This is a genomic window from Acinetobacter sp. WU_MDCI_Abxe161, from assembly GCF_025514355.1.
Classification (GTDB): Bacteria; Pseudomonadota; Gammaproteobacteria; order Pseudomonadales; family Moraxellaceae; genus Acinetobacter; species Acinetobacter pittii_E.
This window is the reverse complement of the sequence record NZ_JAHPTU010000013.1, coordinates 21,928-38,423: the sequence shown is the minus strand read 5'-3', so window position 1 is coordinate 38,423 and position 16,496 is coordinate 21,928. Positions and strand designations below refer to the sequence as shown.

Below are 16,496 nucleotides of genomic sequence, written 5' to 3'. Positions count from 1 at the left end.
TTTTATTGCATAAGCTTCAAAAACACGAAGTGACAATGCTTTTTATCTGAACAAACCATTGAAGGGATATTTTTGTCCCTTAAGCACATGGTGATTAAGTTGACTGAATGCTAAAAATGACCCATTCGCATTAAATAAACAATTATGAATAGGGTGACGGATATGCTCACAGGGAATCATCAGCTTAAAGCAAGAAAAGTACATTTTGATTTTGCGGAGTCATCCGTCTGCTGGATGCCAAATGATCCTCTCTGCTCTCATGTCGCCAATGGCATTAACATGCTCTTGCCGGCTGGTGAGTTTTGGTTTTGCCGTGTGTTTAATAAAACCCTGCCCTTGATTACCGATGAAACACTAAAACAAGAAGTGATTGGATTTGTCCGCCAAGAAGCAGCCCATGCACGTGCCCATGAAAAAGCACAGGACTTCTTACGTGAAAATGGCTACGACATTCAAGAGACACTCAACCGTGCCCATTTTGTTTTTAACATTTTATTGGGTGACAAACCTTTAGGCATGCCTTTTTTAAAAGGTGAAAAGCTAGATGAATATTGGCTACTTTTCCGAGTAGGTGTGATTGCCGCAATTGAGCACTTTACCGGCACCATTGGCCAGTGGACACTCGACAGTAAGACGTGGGACAAAGCCGACCCTGCTATGGCAGATTTGTTCCGTTGGCATTTGGCTGAAGAAGTTGAACATCGCTGTGTTGCTTACGATTTATTTGAGCATCTCTTAACAAATAAATTTGGTTTTTATGTGTCGCGCCAAGTGATTATGGCGGCGGTTTTCCCACTGTTTATTTACTTCCTTGCTGACTTTGCCCGTAGTCTAGGTAAGCAGGATTTAGAGCACGAGGATATTCAAAAACTAATGCGCCGTGGCTACTTCAAAATTATTCGTGAATTTGAAAAAACTGCGACTCGCTCAGACAACTTACCGACCATAAAATATTTATGGAAAGCGACATTAAGATGGGCTTCTCCAAAATTTAATCCGCTTCATGAGGGAGACACCGCGCAAGCTTTAGCTTATATGGCTCGCTCGCCTGCGGTCCAATATTTTGAAGGAATGCATTCTGCAAAATCTGTGTCATTAAGTTAAACATTCTGAAATAAAAGCCCCTGAATTGGGGCTTTTTTTAAGTTTTTATCTGATTAAGCCAAGTTTAAAAAGAAATAATCTAATAACCTTGATCTGTCATCTACACTATTTGTGCCTAAAAGCTGCACCATCGCCCCATCAATCATAAATAAAAACATATAGGCATCTTGGACCGAAGCGGTCGATTTGAGCGTTAAAAGCAGCTTATATATTTCATTAATAAACCAGTTTCTGTAGTCGACCACAATTTTATAGGCAACTGGATAAAGCTTTTCAATTTCAAAAATTGCCTTAAATGGCAAACGGTAAAAACCATCTAAATTGGCATGTAGAAAGTAAATCTCCTTCAGTTTATCGAGCACCATTTGTTCATTGTAGGAATTGAAAATTGAAAATTGAAAGTACTTTTACTTTGAGTGCATCAGTTTGAAAAGTGAGACTCATCTCGATGAGCCGTTCTTTTGAATGGAAGATTTTATAAAACGTAGTTTTAGACACTTGTGCTTCGGCAATAATTCGATCAACACCGATTTTTTGAAACCCATCTTGATTAAATAAGTCTTTTGCTGTGTGAAGCACTCTTAATGCTGTAAAGGAAGATTGTAAATTTGGCATAGATATACCGCTTAAAATAATTTTTTGTTGTATATAAAAGAGATAGAAATGCCGCCACTCTTAAAATGAGTGCTAAAAACAGACATGAATAAGCAGTACCAAAACGGCGTGCTCACCTATCTCGGGTTTTATTGTTGCTATGATTTTTAGTCGTAACGATTCTTAAGGCGTAAAAAACCTAGAGTCGATTAAACCCATTGATAGAGTATTTAAACGGTATGAATAGAGGGAGTTTGGCAAAGGCCAATAAAGAAGAAATAGTACGCATGAGCGGACTCCTTTGGCTATAAAGAAGCTTCACTACATTACTGTCAAATAATGGTGGTGAAACGAGAGAAGGTTGACAGACTGATAGCCAAAAGATCAGCACACCCGAAGGTGTCCCCCTCCCGTTCCACCGCAGAGGGGGCACGCAGGGATGCCCACAAAAAAGAGAGACTTTTTCGTGTGCGTTGGCTATCCGACCTGTCAAAGTCGACTGGCAATGTGGCCAGCAGGCAAAGCATAATCGGAGGGGTTTAGAGTGTCAATGTGATATTGGATAGAAAATAATTGAATAAATATTATTTTTCATTGGATTAGAATATTTTATTACTACATTAGAAATTCATTATTTAGTAAAAATAATAATAGAACAAAAGAGGGTTAGCAGACTGATTTACCCAAAAATCAGCACATCCGAAGATGTCCCCCTCCCGTTCCGCCGCAGAGAATAATAAGAGAAATTTTAAGTGTCAATGTGATATTAGGTGGATTCTTAAAGTTTATTTTTTATTTTAAATTATATGCTGTGATATACCGATAAAATGAATAATTAAATCCATTTTATCGGCTTGCTAGAAGAGGTTTTTAAAACCTTATTTTTTTATTGTTTAATATATTTTGGAAACTCTTTTAAAACCTTATGACAAAAGTGGCCCTGAGTGTCCTCTTTCTTGCGCTCTTCAAACTCCTTCATACCAAATTTCATGACTTCTCTACCGTATTTTTCGCCAAGATCATGTTTAGTACATTTTGCAGCAGCATCCTTTAACTCTTCTGAATAATAGTGATAGTTGCAATCGAGTTGAGCACGGCTTAAAAAACCATGTAGCTCTACTGCTTTCTCACACTGTGTTTGCTCTAAAAGATTTCTAGACTCTTGAGCAGCATAAATTGATGTTGCTACGAATAAAGTAAAAATCGTTACTAAAAAATTACGCATTATTTCCCCGAAAAAGTTATTAAAAGTATTAGTGATAATATTGCGGGCGTATTAAATAATAATTATTTATAAGTGTCTATTAATAATAAAGAAAATAGGATAAAACCCCTTCTCTTTTGAATACTTAATCACCTTAATAAAATTGGGTGATTAATTTTTATCAAAAATAATATTAAATTGTTTTATAGCGATCTTTAATATAATCCAAGTTATTCAAGAAAAGAGTTTTAGCAATATTTAATTGATTTCTAATCTGCTAAAACCCGTACTCATTTCAGCGCTTTAAAAACCTAGTTTCTTAAAGACAAAATAACCCACATGGCTTTCAAAGCTACCGTCATTTTGAATTTTGAAATATTTTTTCACAAGGTCAGATGAACCTTCCTGTAAATAGCGTAAAGTTTTGATTTGATCTTCAGGCGTTTTCATACGCTTTACCCAACTATCAAAGTCTAACGCAAGCGTTTGTTTATCTAAACCCACCAAGTCAAAGCCTGCATCTTCGATAAAATAGACCCACTCTTTGACACTATAGTTTCGTACATGACTTGGGTCTCGAATGGTTTCGATGGTCTGTAAAAACGTATCTAATATTGGAGAGCTAGAACTGATAATGTCTACAAAAATAACAATACCATCAGGCTTAAGCACACGGTTCACTTCTTTCATAGCCGCCGGAACATGCTGCCAGTGATGAGCTGAATATCGGCTAATGACCACATCAAACTGCTGATCACTGAAAGGCATATCTTCAGCAATGCCCTGCTGCACAAAGATGTTTTTTAATTTACGTTGACTGGCGGCCTTAGAGACTGTATCTAACATTTCATGAGATAGATCATAAGCAAAAACAAGGTCAGCATGTGGAGCAACATTATAAGAGACATGACCACCACCACAGCCTAAATCAAGAACCACAGCCTTTTCAATTTTCTGAACTTCATTAATAAATTTATTAAATTCAATTCCTTGAGAATGAGCTTGGCTGTTTAAATAATCGATAGATTTATTTTGATATTGTTTTTGGTTTATATCGTGCTGGGTGATCATAACCTTGCTCCTATATGCAATGAAATTAACATAAAGGAAAAGTTAGATAAAAAATAATGATTAGTTTTTCTTCAATTAATAAATAAAAGTTATTATTTAATTTGTTTTAATACGTTATGCCCATTCATCAAAATCGATTTAACAATTTATAAGAAATCCGCAAAGAGCACTGTTTAGTCACCCTTACTGAAACAGTGCTCTTTGCTCCATCTCAACCTCTATCCAGGAAGGTTTGATGCATAGAAATAGTGTAGGTACCTTTTGCTCAAAATGTTTCCTGTATTTTTTAATATTTTTAAATGTTCGCAGCATAAAAATAAAGTATATTTAGATTTATCAGAAGATTCTTCTTTGGTTTATATTTTGAACAGAACAGAATACGTACTAGATCGTATAGATCGGAAAATTTTATCTGCATTACGTGGAAATGGCCGTTTAACCGTTGCTCAATTGGCCGAAGAAGTCGGTCTTTCATCTTCTCCATGCTGGACACGACTAAAACGTCTGGAAACTTTAAAAATTATCGAAGGATATACGGTAAACGTAAACCCCAAAGCGATTGGGATTCATGAAGTATTCTTTATTGAGATTACTTTAGAGCGCCACGACGATGAAATGCTAGAGAATTTCAGCGAAGCATTAGCTGACATACCGGAAGTCGTTGAAGCTCATCTCGTTACAGGTGACTATGATTATCTGGTTAAAGTGGCAGTCAAAGATGCTGACCATTACGAACGGTTTTTAAGGAAGAAACTTTACTCGATTAAAGGAATTCGACACACCCGTTCGACCTTTGCTCTACGACCTCTCAAATCTGCCAATACAGCAGATTTAATGTTAATTGAATAAATGCATTAAACAGTTAAAGACAATTATTTAATTCATTGATTTTAAAATTTTTATCAGTAGAAAAGCTAAAAAATATAACAGATTTAGACTCTGTTATATTTTTTTTAAAAAATTCTGTATCTATGATTACAGCCTGTATTTCTTCAAAATGTAATTAATCTGAATTGGAGGCATCGCCATGAACATTTTGAAGAAAAAAAATAAGGCCAGTTTTGTATTCTTTATTATTACTCTCTACTCTTTTATTGGGTTTGGCTTAGGTTTCATTATTTGGGAATACTTTTTAAAGGCCTAAGTTGCGCAAAGAGAGTTAATTAACCTCTGTAATAATTTCAGAAGTGATTTCTTTACTACGATGATATGCGGCCTTCATAGCTAAACGTATATCATCGGATAGATTTCCTAGCTCAAACATTCTTAGAGCCGATTCTGTAATTCCGTTAGCCAAAGTCACTTTCCCACACAGATCCGCAGGTGAAACATTACTTTTACGTACCATTTCAACTGCACCACTGGCCGCTTGGAGTGCTAAATCTAGGGCAAATTGCTTATCAAGCCCTAAAGAAACTCCTGTCTTTATCATGCTATCTAAAATATAGAAAAAGTAAGCTGGACCCGAACCAGAAAGTGCAATAATTGCATCGGTTTGCGTTTCCGAGGGCGCCCAAAAAGTCTGTCCCGTTGCAGAATACAGTGTTTCAATTACGTCTTTATCGAGTTGGTCCATTTGCTCTGAAGCAATAAGTACATGCGTACCCGTATGGGTAAGCACAGGCGGATTTGAAATCACACGTACAATTTTTTTTGAACCCGTGAAACGGGCCAAGTTCGCAATATCAATTCCTGCCATCATAGAAACAATAATTTTATTTGCTAACACCTTTTTAAGGGGTACAAGTATTTCTTTTAACTGTTTAGGCTCTAATAGCAATACAACAATTTCAGCTTTCTTTAATCCATTTTCATTTTGCTTTAAAGCATTTGTAGGATTAATATTTTTCTCTTCAATCAGATGTATTTTTTCTTTTTTAAATCCTTTTAAAACTAACCCTCCTATTAAAGCCAAAGCTAAATTACTACTACCGACAAAGCAAATATTAGGGTGTACTGCATTTAACATTTAAAATGTTTTCCTTTCTTAAGAGAGGCTTATAACAATGAATATTTCTATTAATTATGAATATTGAATTTAAGATGACCGTCTGAATAAAGAACCCATTTTAATAAAATATATTATTAAAATGGGTTTTGTTTTATTTGCGCAATAAATAAAACAACTTTAGCTTAAGCCTAATGTAGTAGCTTTATAAGCAAAGACCACTCAATAATTGTTTAAAATATGTAACAAATACTATAGTATTGTAAATAAGTTATATCACTTTAAGAAAATAGAATTTTTCAATTGAGCTTATAGTTAGAACATCTTTTATTTACACTAATATAGTTGGGCTATTTTGTTTTAACTTTAATTACAGTATTTCTTTTTTTCTAAAATTTGCTCTGCTCTTCTTGTTGCTTGTGCTAAATCTATATCCTCACATACCCAGAAAGAAAGAATTTTTCCAAATAAATGAAAGTGTTGTTTAACATAGTGAGAACTATGATCTGAATAATGATCTTCCACTTTGAAAGTATCTTTATTATTTTCTATTTTTTGACCGTCAAAAATACCGCCAATACAAATATCCATTTTAATACCAAAAATTTAATAAATCATATTATAACATAAAATTAATGAAGCTCTTCTAAACAAGTATTTTGATACTTCTCTTTTATTTTAAATACAATTTGAGATTAAAATTATAAAAACCCACAAATTTAAGTGGGTTTTCGTAAATACTATATGTTTAAATATAATTTATTTAAAAATGTATTTAAATTCAATAAAGTATTTTTATTTAATTATGAGTTTTGAAGAATAACAATATTTGAAGCCTGTGGCCCTTTTTTACCTTGTACTACAGTGAACTCAACACGTTGGCCTTCGAGAAGAACTTTAAAACCTTGTGTTTGAATATCGGTAAAATGAGCAAAAATATCTTTACCTTCGTCAGCCGCAATAAAACCAAAACCTTTAGTTTCATTGAACCACTTTACTGTACCAGTAGAATTAGACATGTTTTAATCCTGAATCTTTAAAATATTATAACTTATTATTGGGGAAACCAATTTAACTAAAAAATAGACGTGAAAACTTAAATGACTGAAAACCGAAGGATTATAAATAAAACTACGAAAAGAGAAATTTATGATGACAAGAATATTTTGTTAGTTATGCTCGATAATACACGCTTCAAAATCATTTGCAATCGATATTCAACATAATTAAAGCAACAAAAATTCTATGTCTCTTTATCCTTAATAAAACTTCTTTTCACCAGCAGGACGTGTCTTAAACCGTCGGTGAAACCACATGTATTGTGTAGGGGCAATACGAATTTGATTCTCAATAATCTTGTTTACCCTTTCAGCGTCACTGACTTCACAGCCACTCGGGAAGTTTTCTAATTTTGGCTCTACCAACACATGGTATTGAGGATTACGAATATCGCCACTTCGATAAAAATACAAAGGCACTGCTGCTGCTTTTGAGATATCCATCAGTCTGCGATGTGCTGTAACTGTAGCAGCTTGAATACCGAAAAATGATGCCATGACACCTTGTTTTAAGCCAAAGTCCTGATCTGGGCTATACCATATTGCATGGCCATGTTTAAGATTTTGGATGAGTCCACGCATGTTGTCTCGAGCAATCTGGTTTTTATACACCCTCGCACGACTACGATGAATCAGAAAATCTAAAAATGGATTATTCTGAGGTCGGTAAACTACGTCCATATTAAAAAATAAGGTACACGCGGCTCCGCCTGCATCTAAAAGTGTACTATGAGTACCCAATAGCAGTACGCCATTTTCCTGATTATTAGTTAAATTCTCTAAACCATCTATATGAACACGGCTTTTAAACCAGTTCGGGCAATACCAAGCATTTAACGCTTCAAATACTCCCGTTAAGGTATCAACAAAAACCTGTTTAGCTTTTGCCTCAATTTGAAGAGATGTTTTTTCAGGAAAGCAAGCTTCCAGATTTCGTAGCGTAGTTTTGCGTCTTGAACCTAGATATTTCCAAGCGATTTTTGAAAGAAGATCTGCGAGACGCCATTGAATAGCCCAAGGTAACATCGCAAATAACATCAGAATAAAAGCTAAAAACCATATACCCCAATATTTAAACGATAAAAAGGAAAATTGAAATTCGCCAGATTTAAACTGCCGTTCTTTTTTCGTCATACTATATATTTCTTGAGGTATAGGTCTAGCATACTACCATGCTTAATTTTAAGGGTTGTATGTTTATGTTGCTTTTAACTTTTATATAAATGCATATTTTAAATATTTAATCTATTTAACCCTAAAATAGACATAACCTTCTGTATACACCGTTTATTTTCTCATTTAAAGTAACCACACATTTTTTGCCTCAATTGATAAATAGGATATATCAGCGTGAGCGGTCTTTTAGTGTTTATAACAATTGCATTTCTTACCCTATTAAGCCCAGGACCGGGAGTTTTATTTACTGTCACAAATTCAATTAATTATGGTGTTAAAACTGCTTTGTTTGGAATTAGCGGCTTAATTATTGGTATGTTTGTGATTGCGGTAATTTCTGCCAGTGGTGTAGGACTTATTATTACCAGTAACCCTACTATTTTTACGGTTTTAAAATTTATTGGTGCATTTTATTTAATGTATCTAGGCTATAAAAACTTTACGAAAAAGCTTCCCTCACAAGAGTTAATGACTGATCAACAAAACAATAAAGTTATAAGTAAATCTAAACTATTTTATGAGGGCCTGCTCGCTTCTTTACTTAATCCGAAAACAATCGTATTTTTTATTGCACTCTTCCCTCAATTTATTGATATCAAGAAAGAAATTTTAAATCAGTTTTTAATTCTTTCTTTAACCTTTTGTTTCATTGGTTTTTTAATTCATTTAGTCTACGCAAATTTCTCTTCTATTTTCAAAGAGAAAATGTTGGCGGGAAATAATTTCTCGATTCTCAATAAAATTAGTGGTGCTATTTTCTTTCTTCTTGCAGTTTTACTTATCGCCCAATAAATCATTACTCGATATATTATGTTTTGAAAAGCCTTAACTCATGGTTAGGCTTTTCAAATCTTTTGATCTATGAACATATTTTTATCTAATTACAATTTTTAGACCGCTACTCTGTTTAATATCCAACCATAAAAAAAATCTTCATATTTTGGATTATTCTCTGTAATTTCGATATAACGCTGCCCTTGCATAATATTTAAAACACGGACTAATACCTTTTCACCTTCTTTATGGCGTTTGTTTAAATACGTTTTAAGAGCTTGAAAAGTAAGAGGACCATATTGACCATCTATAACAAGATTTGGCCAACCTTCTTTTCCCTCTTTATTCAGCAGATTTAAAGCACGTTGTAATAAAGGTTTTGCAAAATTGATACCACAGTTGATAGCTGTATCGAGTAACTCTTCGGCAACTGCGGGGCTAATCGTATCAATTTGGTCGAATTGAGGTTCAAGCCAATATTGTTGTTTATAAATAGATTTAGCCACGGCTAATGGTAAATCTTGCATATTGCCTTGATATCCATTTGATCGAGCGACGGCTTCGGTAATACCAAATTTAGTGGCATGACCGTGATCAGATGGATGGTTAACATAGCCGCCTTCTCGTCTGATCAGCGATTCTAAGTATTGATCAATATTCATTTTATTTTTACCTATGTGTATAAGTCATCTTTAGCTATTTTGAAGATCATCTTTCGCCTTTTTTAGGTCTTTCATGACCTCCACAATCGTTTTACCTTCTTGTTTATTAATAAAGTTAAATATCCATCTCACAATAGCCCAGCCCGGTAATCCGCAAATGAAGAAGAATCCACATAGCGTGATCATTCCCCAAATATCGGATATCCATTCATGCAGATTCCATTTCATAATAATAAAGGAACCACCTGTCAGACTTGAAACTACGGTGCAGATGAGACCAACAATCCATTCTTGTGGTGAACGTGGAAAACGCATCATTAATACCACTGCGACAACTAAGCTGACTGCAAAAGCCACCATAATGGCAATGCTATAAATATTTAAAAAAGTGGCTAACCCACTGGTTGAAACTGTTTCCATGACTTTGTCCTGCTTTAAAGGGTAAAACTTAAAAAACCAACATAATCATTAGCTTGTTGTTTTTATGTTTTATAGTGACCCTTAGTTTTCTTTATTACAGTCAATAAAAAACACTAACGCTTTTAAACCGCGCCAAATCGCAAGACGAACTGATCCTTGACCCCATATTTCAGGGGTCCAAGAAAGAATGTTTGTATGCTAAAGCCTGTTAGTGTGCACTGCTTAAGGCCTGTTCAATCAACTCAATTACCGTGATTGCACCTAGCGCTTTTTGCATAGAGACTTGATCATCAAATATGAATGCTTCATCTTCAAGCTCATTGACAATCTGCTTTGCCTCCTCGAGTGCTCTTTTTATTTTTTGTACCTTATATTTGTTTACGTCTTTTGCAATTGTTGGGACATACCCTCCACGTTTTGCATTTTTAAGTTGTTTAGCTCTGTTCTGCATTGCTGTAGTCATTCACTATCTCCAACTCAACTCACTCGTTTAGTAAGGCGTCTTTATCGTTTGTTATTCTTGAAGTTTTCATACATTCTCTCAGCAATATAGCCAAGCTATTACTACAAATATGTGTCCGAAACGTTTCTTCTGGTACAACAAGCATAAAGACCTAAACGTTATATATTTAAAGCCTTAATTTACAAATAAATATTTCCTTTTCGAAAAATGTAAAAAAGTATTAATCTTTCTAGAATTGAACATTTTCCATACTTTAATTTTTTGACCAAAAAGTTCATATAAGGCTTTGCCGTATATCGGAAACTTTTGTTAGCGCTCACAATCTTTGTTAAATTCTTCATGTTCTTGATACCCTTTATCGACGAACATTAAGCCTGATCCACGGAATCGGGCTTTTTTTATTCCAATTTTTGTTTTGATAGCCTCTTAGCAATAATCATTGAGCTATCTCCCTTTTATTCTGCTACCTATAGAAACAAAATAAATTTAGCTTTGATCTCAACACTTTGATAAAGCTATGAATAGTGACTTAAACACAATTTAAACTTTATCTATGCATCTGAAGATATAACTGATATTATAACTATAGTTATTACTAGTCAATAACTATAGTTGTTTTACTCGATATAACTTTAGTTATATATTTGTTATAAGTTTGCTGGTGTGACCATTATGGCTCTTAAAGACCGTTTGAAAGATTCTAGAATTAAAGCCAAAAAAACTCAGGCTGAAGTGGCAGAAGCAGTAAAGATGTCTCAGCCAGCCTATCAGGCTTTAGAATCCGGGAAAAATTTGAAATCTGCGTTTCTTCCTTTAATTGCTCAGTTTTTAGGTGTGGATGGTTATTGGTTAACAACTGGGAATACAGAAGATTCATTTAGAGAAAGCGACGTATTTAGCCCTACTGTGGTGAGTGCTGAGTCTACCGATCAATATGTTTGGATTGAGGTGGTAGAAGCTAACTTTTCTTGTGGTACGGGTGAATCTATCGAGTTTCACTTTGACGCCATTAATGGAAAGATTCCTTTCCCTGCTTCATTCTTTAAAGAAAAACGCGTTGCTCAAGAATGCATGCGTATTATTAAAGCAAAGGGCGATAGCATGACAGACTACATTAAAGATGGAGATCTGGTAGGGATTGATATCTCTCAGACTGAAGTTATTGATGGTGAGATTTATGCGGTTTACTTTGCTGGCGAAGGAATGATTAAACAAATTTTTAAAGAAGCAGATGGTTCTTTAATTTTGCATAGTTTAAATGAAAAATTTAGAGATCGGCGTGTCACTGAAGAGAACGGAAAGAACTTTAAAGTGATGGGCCGTCAGTTTTGGCGAGCAGGCTAATTAAGTTATTAAATATAGCTAAAATAATAATTTCATTGCTTTAATAGGGTTTACCTTTATATAACTTTAATTATTTATATAACGTGTAGATATAAAAAAACCTATCTCCATTAAAAGAGATAGGTTTTTTGCTTTAACGCCTAACATGATCAACAATACGTATTACTTAAACGATAAAGTTGATTAAAGCCAGCGTAGAAGCTTTTACCATCTTGGTTTAACTCAATTTCTTCACCAGACTGAAGTTGAATTTTTTTACCAACTTCGACCCAACGATATCCATCGAGAGAGTTTTGCTTACGCACGTGAGGAACAATCCTCACATTAATTTCATTGCCATTTACGGCTGTGGCAATTAGCCACTCATTTACTATATTCACAATCATTCACTCATCACTGAGCTCATGTGATTTAACGGTATTTAATTAGAACGCTAGATTTAAGGTATGGACAGTCAGTCTAGAATTTAATATTTAGCTTTATATAGGGTTATTTATAAGCTAATTGCTTTTCATAATTTTTGTATTATGAAAAGTGGTACATCACAGAGCATAATATTTTGGTTGCGGGGGCCGGATTTGAACCAACGACCTTCGGGTTATGAGCCCGACGAGCTACCAGACTGCTCCACCCCGCAATTGGAAGTAAGCTTTATACGCCCATATATTTTATAAAGCAAACCTTATTTTTTAATCGGTTGTAATTATTAAGAATTATCTTTTTATTAATTTTTCATTTTAACCATTCGGTCTAAATAGCCATATCGATTTCCAGCATTTAGTTGTTTAAATTGTTGTATTTATTTTAAACAGAACCTGATATTCATAAACAGCAATTGCCTTGGAGGGGTGGCTTTTATACTATCTAGTTTGGCCCTTTAATCTTTAGTTCCTATGTCTGAACCTCAGTTTTCCCTTAGTGAATATCTCGGCACAGTTCAGGAAGTTATCCGTCTGGCCTTTGATGAACCAGTTTGGGTAAAAGCAGAAATTCGAAATTTAAATGTTAAAGGTGGCCATTATTATCTAGAACTCGCAGAAAAAGATGCCGAGACAGATAAAGTCATTGCCAGTTGTAAAGCCACAATCTGGAAATTTTCAGCAAGTAAAATTGTTTTAAAGTTTGAACGTGAAACTGGTATCGAAATCTCAAGTGACTTAAATGTGCTTATCAAAATTAGAGCACGTTTTGATCCTCAATACGGATTTTCGGTCAATATTGAAGAGATTGACTCAAGCTTTACATTGGGTGAAATTGCTAAACGTTATCAGCAAATTATTGAACGACTCACTCAAAAAGGCTTAATTCATAAAAATAAACTCCTCCCTACTCCTTTTGATATTCAAAATGTTTTAGTGATTGCTCCTCAAAATGCAGCAGGCCTAGGCGACTTTAAAAAAGATGCAGATGTTCTAGAGAGAAACGGGGTTTGCCATTTTGTGTATCACAGCGCGACATTTCAAGGAAATACGGCTGCAACCAGCTTGATTGAGTCTTTAGGTTCAGGTTTAAGACAATGGGCTAGCACATTTACATTTCCACCAGACTTGATTGTGATTATTCGTGGTGGCGGTGCTGTCAATGACTTGGCTTATTTAAATGATTATGAGCTTGCCGCCCTGCTCTGCAAACGCAGTGTACCGATTTGGGTGGGAATTGGTCATGAAAAAGACCGTACCATCTTAGATGAGATTGCACACCGTTCGTTTGACACACCAAGTAAAGTGATTGCTGGTATTCGCAACCATATTGTTGAGCGTATACAAGAAGCAGTAGATAGTCTACAAACCATTAAGCTGCTTTCTCAGCATCAAATCACGACCTATCAAAGCAAGAATGATCAACTGCTTCATCACATTAAGTCATCCGCACAAAATCAACTTAACTCGGCGCATCGCCTGCTTGACCAGATGAGAGAAAGGATTCAGTTCAGTTCACAGCAACAAGTTAAATTTTCATTAGCTCAAATCGAATCTTTAATGAAGGAAATTCTTTTGCAAAACCCAAAACAGGTCCAAGCCAAAGGCTATGCAATTGTCAGATCCGAAGGAAAAGCGATTCGCTCTATCCATCAAATTTCAGGCCCTGCCATTGCTATTGAAATGCAAGATGGTGTGGTTGAAGCCAACATTACACAGGTAATCCCAAATGAAGAATGAAGAGTTAACGTTTAAGGACGGCCATGACATTTTGAAGAAAAATGCCGAATTATTAGAATCTCAAGAAAGCCCAGATATTGATAATTTAATGAAAGTTGTTGAAGAATCGATTACTGCTTATAAAGCGTGTAAGTCACGTATAGAAGCTGTTCAGCAAGCTTTAGATGAAACATTTAAAGAATAAATTGAATAGAAAAAGCCCATTCCTACTTCTCATTGAAGGAATGGGCTTAGTGAAATCCACTTAATCCTGAAATACAAAAATGTGGATTAGGTCACACTTTTGCATAGGCATAGTCCCATAATCATTTTAGATGTTCAATATTTTAATTGTGTCTGTACGTTAATTTGACTTAATTTTCACCAAATCTTAACTAAAATTTCTATTGTTAAGATCAAACCAGACACAAGCTCTACTCATGATTATCGTAAACTTAATTTAAAACCTATTCCTCGCTGAAAGGTCCAATTAATTGATAAATTTTGCCATCTTTTGGATTTTCATAGAGCAAATCCATATTAGGCAAAATAATATCGTCATTAATTTCAATATGTTCAACGCTCTTATGAAGTTCAAGTGCGTGATCATTCATTGGTCTAACTTTTGCCAAAGCAATTGATTCTTTATCAAACTGATCCTTGATAATTACTTTTAATCTTGTCATGAAAATCTCCTGAAAATTAAATTTTTAATATAAATAATGGGTTAAGTTTAAAATGAGCTAATCGCAGAATAGCCGATTGGCATAGCAAAAAAAGTTAAGATAAATGCAGCCGTACGTTGTAAATTACGTTGGTTTAACCAAGTTACTTTGTTTGAAATTAATACGGTTCCAAAAGCAATCCATAAAAATGCAATGGGTGTAATTAAAGATAAAAAAACAGCAATATGAACAAAATATACGTGAAGCACTTCCCATGCTGCATGTGGAAAAATAGCAGAAGCAAAGAGCAAAGCTTTAGGATTTAAAAGTGTTGCGACAAATAAGGCCTTAGGCGTAATCAGTGGGGTGTCTAATTTGATGTCATTTGTTGATGTTATCCAAAGTTTAAATGCAAGATAGAGAATAAAAGTTGCACTTATTAACTTTAATAAGGCAGGAAGCCAAGGGATAAAATGTGAAACTGACTCCAGCAAAATACCCCACGAAGTAATTGCAATGAGATACCCCATCACTTCAGCAGGAATAAGTTTAAGAGACTGCTTCACCCCTGCTTGTATTCCAGCTGAGGCTAACAATGTATTTGTTGGGCCTGGAGTCAACAAAATGGTGACCACAAGTCCAATAAACATAAATGACACCATAGGCAACGAACTCTTTAGTTATGCTAGGCGAAATATGTCAAAAAGGAATATCTATTGTCGACAAAATGGTTGTAACAAGAAATATTAATATTTAATTATTTATTTTTAAAACAATTAATTAAGTTAAACTGACCTTAAATTCACTTACAGTTTCAACAATTTTAAATATGCAAAATTGATCACAAAAATAGAAAATAACGAGCTATTTTTACAAGCTTATAAAAAAACTAACTCGAGATTTTCGCTCAAAAAATAAGCTGTAATTTTTAATATATTGCACTCATTTAGTTTACTTAATAATCGTTTTTCTTACTTGAAATTTTCAAATTGATCAATATATAAACAACTAGAAATCGTGATTTTACTGAATATGATGTCTTGCTCCCCATCAATTCATTGATCGCCGCTTTCATCACATAAATCAGATGATCGAGGATGCATGATGAATGCTTATGTTCGCCCTCATCCAGATGGTTTTAAATCTTATTTAGGAAAGAATCAGAAAACCGGACTCTACATTGTACGAGTGGGTTGGACGGTTTATGAAATGAATGGCAATGGCTCTGTTTTGTACATTGTCAAAAATGAAGATACGATTCCATTGGATGTAGAAAAGTTTAAAACTGACCGTCCCAAAATTTATGCTGCTCTTCTAAGCGAAGTTCAGTTTCAACGCAAGAAACAACTTGCGATTGATCTCCAACAATCAAACATCCCTTCTTATGATCGTAAAGCCTACAAAAAACGCCGTGGCTTTATCAACTCTTAAATATATTTTCCTCTGTAAACTCATATAGAAAAAGCACCCTCGGGTGCTTTTTCCGTTAACGACCTGTTGCAATTAATACAAACATACTCAGTATTAGTGTGCTTAATGATCGTTTGCAATGTATGTGGACTTCATGCTCAGCTCCGTGAGCGTATTGATTAACGTTTTCCATTTCGTGTGCCCTTAAAGTTCACACTGATAATTTGCACAAATTTCAAACAATAAGAAATTAGCCAAAAGTATTATATCTAATCAAATTTTAAACCTAATTTTTTAATTGGTATTTTGCGTTTTATAAATCAACTCGAACCGATCTACACACAGGAGATGTAACATTCTTATACGAGGTTAACTGCCTATTGAGTGTTTGTAGACCTTTCATTTCAAACTCACCTGCCAAAGAAATGATTTTATAAAATGAAAAAAGATAACAATATTCTATTT

Annotated in this window: 20 protein-coding genes, 1 tRNA gene and 1 pseudogene; 8 read left to right on the top strand and 14 right to left on the bottom strand. The window is 34.5% G+C overall.

Features of this window, described 5'->3' with window-relative positions; genetic code table 11:
- The first annotated feature begins 162 nt into the window (after positions 1-162).
- The gene (locus KTI78_RS14050; RefSeq protein WP_016141634.1) at positions 163-1,104 is read left to right on the top strand and encodes a metal-dependent hydrolase; all 942 of its coding nucleotides are present in this window, start codon (positions 163-165) and stop codon (positions 1,102-1,104) included.
- A gap of 53 nt (positions 1,105-1,157) precedes the next feature.
- On the opposite strand, the pseudogene KTI78_RS14045 reads toward KTI78_RS14050, so the two are convergent.
- From KTI78_RS14045 to KTI78_RS14035, 3 genes and pseudogenes are all read right to left on the bottom strand, one after another.
- Positions 1,158-1,719, bottom strand: a pseudogene (locus KTI78_RS14045) (TetR/AcrR family transcriptional regulator).
- A gap of 865 nt (positions 1,720-2,584) precedes the next feature.
- Positions 2,585-2,923, bottom strand: coding sequence for a hypothetical protein (locus tag KTI78_RS14040; protein WP_016141636.1), 339 nt, complete (start codon positions 2,921-2,923; stop codon positions 2,585-2,587).
- Positions 2,924-3,205: 282 nt separating this feature from the next.
- Entirely contained in the window at positions 3,206-3,973 is a 768-nt protein-coding gene (locus KTI78_RS14035) for a class I SAM-dependent methyltransferase (protein ID WP_262446444.1), read from the bottom strand.
- 363 nt (positions 3,974-4,336) lie between these two features.
- Here KTI78_RS14035 and KTI78_RS14030 point away from each other — a divergent pair, with 363 nt between their 5' ends.
- Positions 4,337-4,822 carry an Lrp/AsnC family transcriptional regulator gene (locus KTI78_RS14030; RefSeq protein WP_224992494.1) on the top strand — a complete coding sequence of 162 codons (486 nt, stop codon included), beginning with the start codon at positions 4,337-4,339 and terminating at the stop codon, positions 4,820-4,822.
- 178 nt (positions 4,823-5,000) lie between these two features.
- On the top strand, positions 5,001-5,117 hold the full coding sequence (locus KTI78_RS14025; RefSeq protein WP_004793556.1) for a hypothetical protein: 117 nt from the start codon (positions 5,001-5,003) through the stop codon (positions 5,115-5,117).
- Positions 5,118-5,132: 15 nt separating this feature from the next.
- Here the strand turns inward: KTI78_RS14025 and KTI78_RS14020 are convergent, their stop codons facing one another.
- The 4 genes from KTI78_RS14020 to KTI78_RS14005 all read right to left on the bottom strand — a co-directional run bounded on the left by KTI78_RS14020 (position 5,133) and on the right by KTI78_RS14005 (position 8,113).
- Positions 5,133-5,942 carry a pyrroline-5-carboxylate reductase family protein gene (locus tag KTI78_RS14020; protein WP_262446443.1) on the bottom strand — a complete coding sequence of 270 codons (810 nt, stop codon included), beginning with the start codon at positions 5,940-5,942 and terminating at the stop codon, positions 5,133-5,135.
- Between the two features lie 345 nt (positions 5,943-6,287).
- A complete protein-coding gene (locus KTI78_RS14015) occupies positions 6,288-6,512 on the bottom strand; it encodes a hypothetical protein (RefSeq protein ID WP_262446442.1) in 225 nt (74 codons plus the stop codon).
- Between the two features lie 212 nt (positions 6,513-6,724).
- Complete coding sequence (locus KTI78_RS14010; RefSeq protein ID WP_016141641.1) at positions 6,725-6,940, bottom strand: cold-shock protein; 216 nt, start codon at positions 6,938-6,940, stop codon at positions 6,725-6,727.
- 240 nt (positions 6,941-7,180) lie between these two features.
- The gene (locus KTI78_RS14005; RefSeq protein WP_262446441.1) at positions 7,181-8,113 is read right to left on the bottom strand and encodes a lauroyl acyltransferase; all 933 of its coding nucleotides are present in this window, start codon (positions 8,111-8,113) and stop codon (positions 7,181-7,183) included.
- Between the two features lie 216 nt (positions 8,114-8,329).
- Between KTI78_RS14005 and KTI78_RS14000 the strand changes: the two genes are divergently transcribed.
- Positions 8,330-8,947 (top strand): LysE family translocator, encoded by a 618-nt coding sequence (locus KTI78_RS14000; protein WP_239976992.1) that lies wholly within the window; start codon positions 8,330-8,332, stop codon positions 8,945-8,947.
- 98 nt (positions 8,948-9,045) lie between these two features.
- Here KTI78_RS14000 and KTI78_RS13995 read toward each other — a convergent pair whose 3' ends face one another.
- From KTI78_RS13995 to KTI78_RS13985, 3 genes are all read right to left on the bottom strand, one after another.
- Positions 9,046-9,591, bottom strand: a complete 546-nt coding sequence (locus KTI78_RS13995) for a glycoside hydrolase family 108 protein (protein ID WP_262446440.1) — start codon at positions 9,589-9,591, stop codon at positions 9,046-9,048.
- Positions 9,592-9,621: 30 nt separating this feature from the next.
- A complete protein-coding gene (locus KTI78_RS13990) occupies positions 9,622-10,011 on the bottom strand; it encodes a hypothetical protein (RefSeq protein ID WP_262446439.1) in 390 nt (129 codons plus the stop codon).
- Positions 10,012-10,219: 208 nt separating this feature from the next.
- Positions 10,220-10,474, bottom strand: a complete 255-nt coding sequence (locus KTI78_RS13985; RefSeq protein WP_016141646.1) for a hypothetical protein — start codon at positions 10,472-10,474, stop codon at positions 10,220-10,222.
- Between the two features lie 672 nt (positions 10,475-11,146).
- On the opposite strand from KTI78_RS13985, the gene KTI78_RS13980 reads away from it, so the two are divergent.
- A complete protein-coding gene (locus KTI78_RS13980; RefSeq protein ID WP_002119885.1) occupies positions 11,147-11,818 on the top strand; it encodes an XRE family transcriptional regulator in 672 nt (223 codons plus the stop codon).
- Positions 11,819-11,967: 149 nt separating this feature from the next.
- Here the strand turns inward: KTI78_RS13980 and KTI78_RS13975 are convergent, their stop codons facing one another.
- Both KTI78_RS13975 and KTI78_RS13970 read right to left on the bottom strand, forming a co-directional pair.
- Positions 11,968-12,204, bottom strand: coding sequence for a hypothetical protein (locus KTI78_RS13975; RefSeq protein WP_016141647.1), 237 nt, complete (start codon positions 12,202-12,204; stop codon positions 11,968-11,970).
- 174 nt (positions 12,205-12,378) lie between these two features.
- Positions 12,379-12,455, bottom strand: a tRNA-Met gene (locus tag KTI78_RS13970).
- Between the two features lie 256 nt (positions 12,456-12,711).
- On the opposite strand from KTI78_RS13970, the gene xseA reads away from it, so the two are divergent.
- Together xseA and xseB are read left to right on the top strand one after the other, a co-directional pair.
- On the top strand, positions 12,712-13,977 hold the full coding sequence (gene xseA / locus KTI78_RS13965; RefSeq protein ID WP_262446438.1) for an exodeoxyribonuclease VII large subunit: 1,266 nt from the start codon (positions 12,712-12,714) through the stop codon (positions 13,975-13,977).
- Positions 13,967-14,161: an exodeoxyribonuclease VII small subunit gene (gene xseB, locus KTI78_RS13960; protein WP_262446436.1), complete on the top strand. Its 195-nt coding sequence runs from the start codon at positions 13,967-13,969 to the stop codon at positions 14,159-14,161. The genes xseA and xseB overlap by 11 nt, the downstream gene beginning before the upstream one ends.
- Before the next feature lie 262 nt (positions 14,162-14,423).
- On the opposite strand, the gene KTI78_RS13955 is transcribed toward xseB, so the two are convergent.
- Together KTI78_RS13955 and KTI78_RS13950 are read right to left on the bottom strand one after the other, a co-directional pair.
- Positions 14,424-14,642: a hypothetical protein gene (locus tag KTI78_RS13955; protein WP_016141649.1), complete on the bottom strand. Its 219-nt coding sequence runs from the start codon at positions 14,640-14,642 to the stop codon at positions 14,424-14,426.
- Between the two features lie 47 nt (positions 14,643-14,689).
- The gene (locus tag KTI78_RS13950; RefSeq protein WP_016141650.1) at positions 14,690-15,283 is read right to left on the bottom strand and encodes a LysE family translocator; all 594 of its coding nucleotides are present in this window, start codon (positions 15,281-15,283) and stop codon (positions 14,690-14,692) included.
- Positions 15,284-15,722: 439 nt separating this feature from the next.
- Between KTI78_RS13950 and KTI78_RS13945 the strand changes: the two genes are divergently transcribed.
- On the top strand, positions 15,723-16,052 hold the full coding sequence (locus KTI78_RS13945) for a hypothetical protein (protein ID WP_239968074.1): 330 nt from the start codon (positions 15,723-15,725) through the stop codon (positions 16,050-16,052).
- The last annotated feature ends 444 nt before the right edge of the window (positions 16,053-16,496 follow it).

Coding starts and splice junctions, on each gene's coding strand:
- KTI78_RS14050 (WP_016141634.1), top strand. CDS start 163: ATGCTCACAGGGAATCATCAGCTTAAAGCAAGAAAAGTACATTTTGAT.
- KTI78_RS14040 (WP_016141636.1), bottom strand. CDS start 2,923: ATGCGTAATTTTTTAGTAACGATTTTTACTTTATTCGTAGCAACATCA.
- KTI78_RS14035 (WP_262446444.1), bottom strand. CDS start 3,973: ATGATCACCCAGCACGATATAAACCAAAAACAATATCAAAATAAATCT.
- KTI78_RS14025 (WP_004793556.1), top strand. CDS start 5,001: ATGAACATTTTGAAGAAAAAAAATAAGGCCAGTTTTGTATTCTTTATT.
- KTI78_RS14020 (WP_262446443.1), bottom strand. CDS start 5,942: ATGTTAAATGCAGTACACCCTAATATTTGCTTTGTCGGTAGTAGTAAT.
- KTI78_RS14015 (WP_262446442.1), bottom strand. CDS start 6,512: ATGGATATTTGTATTGGCGGTATTTTTGACGGTCAAAAAATAGAAAAT.
- KTI78_RS14010 (WP_016141641.1), bottom strand. CDS start 6,940: ATGTCTAATTCTACTGGTACAGTAAAGTGGTTCAATGAAACTAAAGGT.
- KTI78_RS14005 (WP_262446441.1), bottom strand. CDS start 8,113: ATGACGAAAAAAGAACGGCAGTTTAAATCTGGCGAATTTCAATTTTCC.
- KTI78_RS13995 (WP_262446440.1), bottom strand. CDS start 9,591: ATGAATATTGATCAATACTTAGAATCGCTGATCAGACGAGAAGGCGGC.
- KTI78_RS13990 (WP_262446439.1), bottom strand. CDS start 10,011: ATGGAAACAGTTTCAACCAGTGGGTTAGCCACTTTTTTAAATATTTAT.
- KTI78_RS13985 (WP_016141646.1), bottom strand. CDS start 10,474: ATGACTACAGCAATGCAGAACAGAGCTAAACAACTTAAAAATGCAAAA.
- KTI78_RS13980 (WP_002119885.1), top strand. CDS start 11,147: ATGGCTCTTAAAGACCGTTTGAAAGATTCTAGAATTAAAGCCAAAAAA.
- KTI78_RS13975 (WP_016141647.1), bottom strand. CDS start 12,204: ATGATTGTGAATATAGTAAATGAGTGGCTAATTGCCACAGCCGTAAAT.
- xseA (WP_262446438.1), top strand. CDS start 12,712: ATGTCTGAACCTCAGTTTTCCCTTAGTGAATATCTCGGCACAGTTCAG.
- xseB (WP_262446436.1), top strand. CDS start 13,967: ATGAAGAATGAAGAGTTAACGTTTAAGGACGGCCATGACATTTTGAAG.
- KTI78_RS13955 (WP_016141649.1), bottom strand. CDS start 14,642: ATGACAAGATTAAAAGTAATTATCAAGGATCAGTTTGATAAAGAATCA.
- KTI78_RS13950 (WP_016141650.1), bottom strand. CDS start 15,283: ATGGTGTCATTTATGTTTATTGGACTTGTGGTCACCATTTTGTTGACT.
- KTI78_RS13945 (WP_239968074.1), top strand. CDS start 15,723: ATGATGAATGCTTATGTTCGCCCTCATCCAGATGGTTTTAAATCTTAT.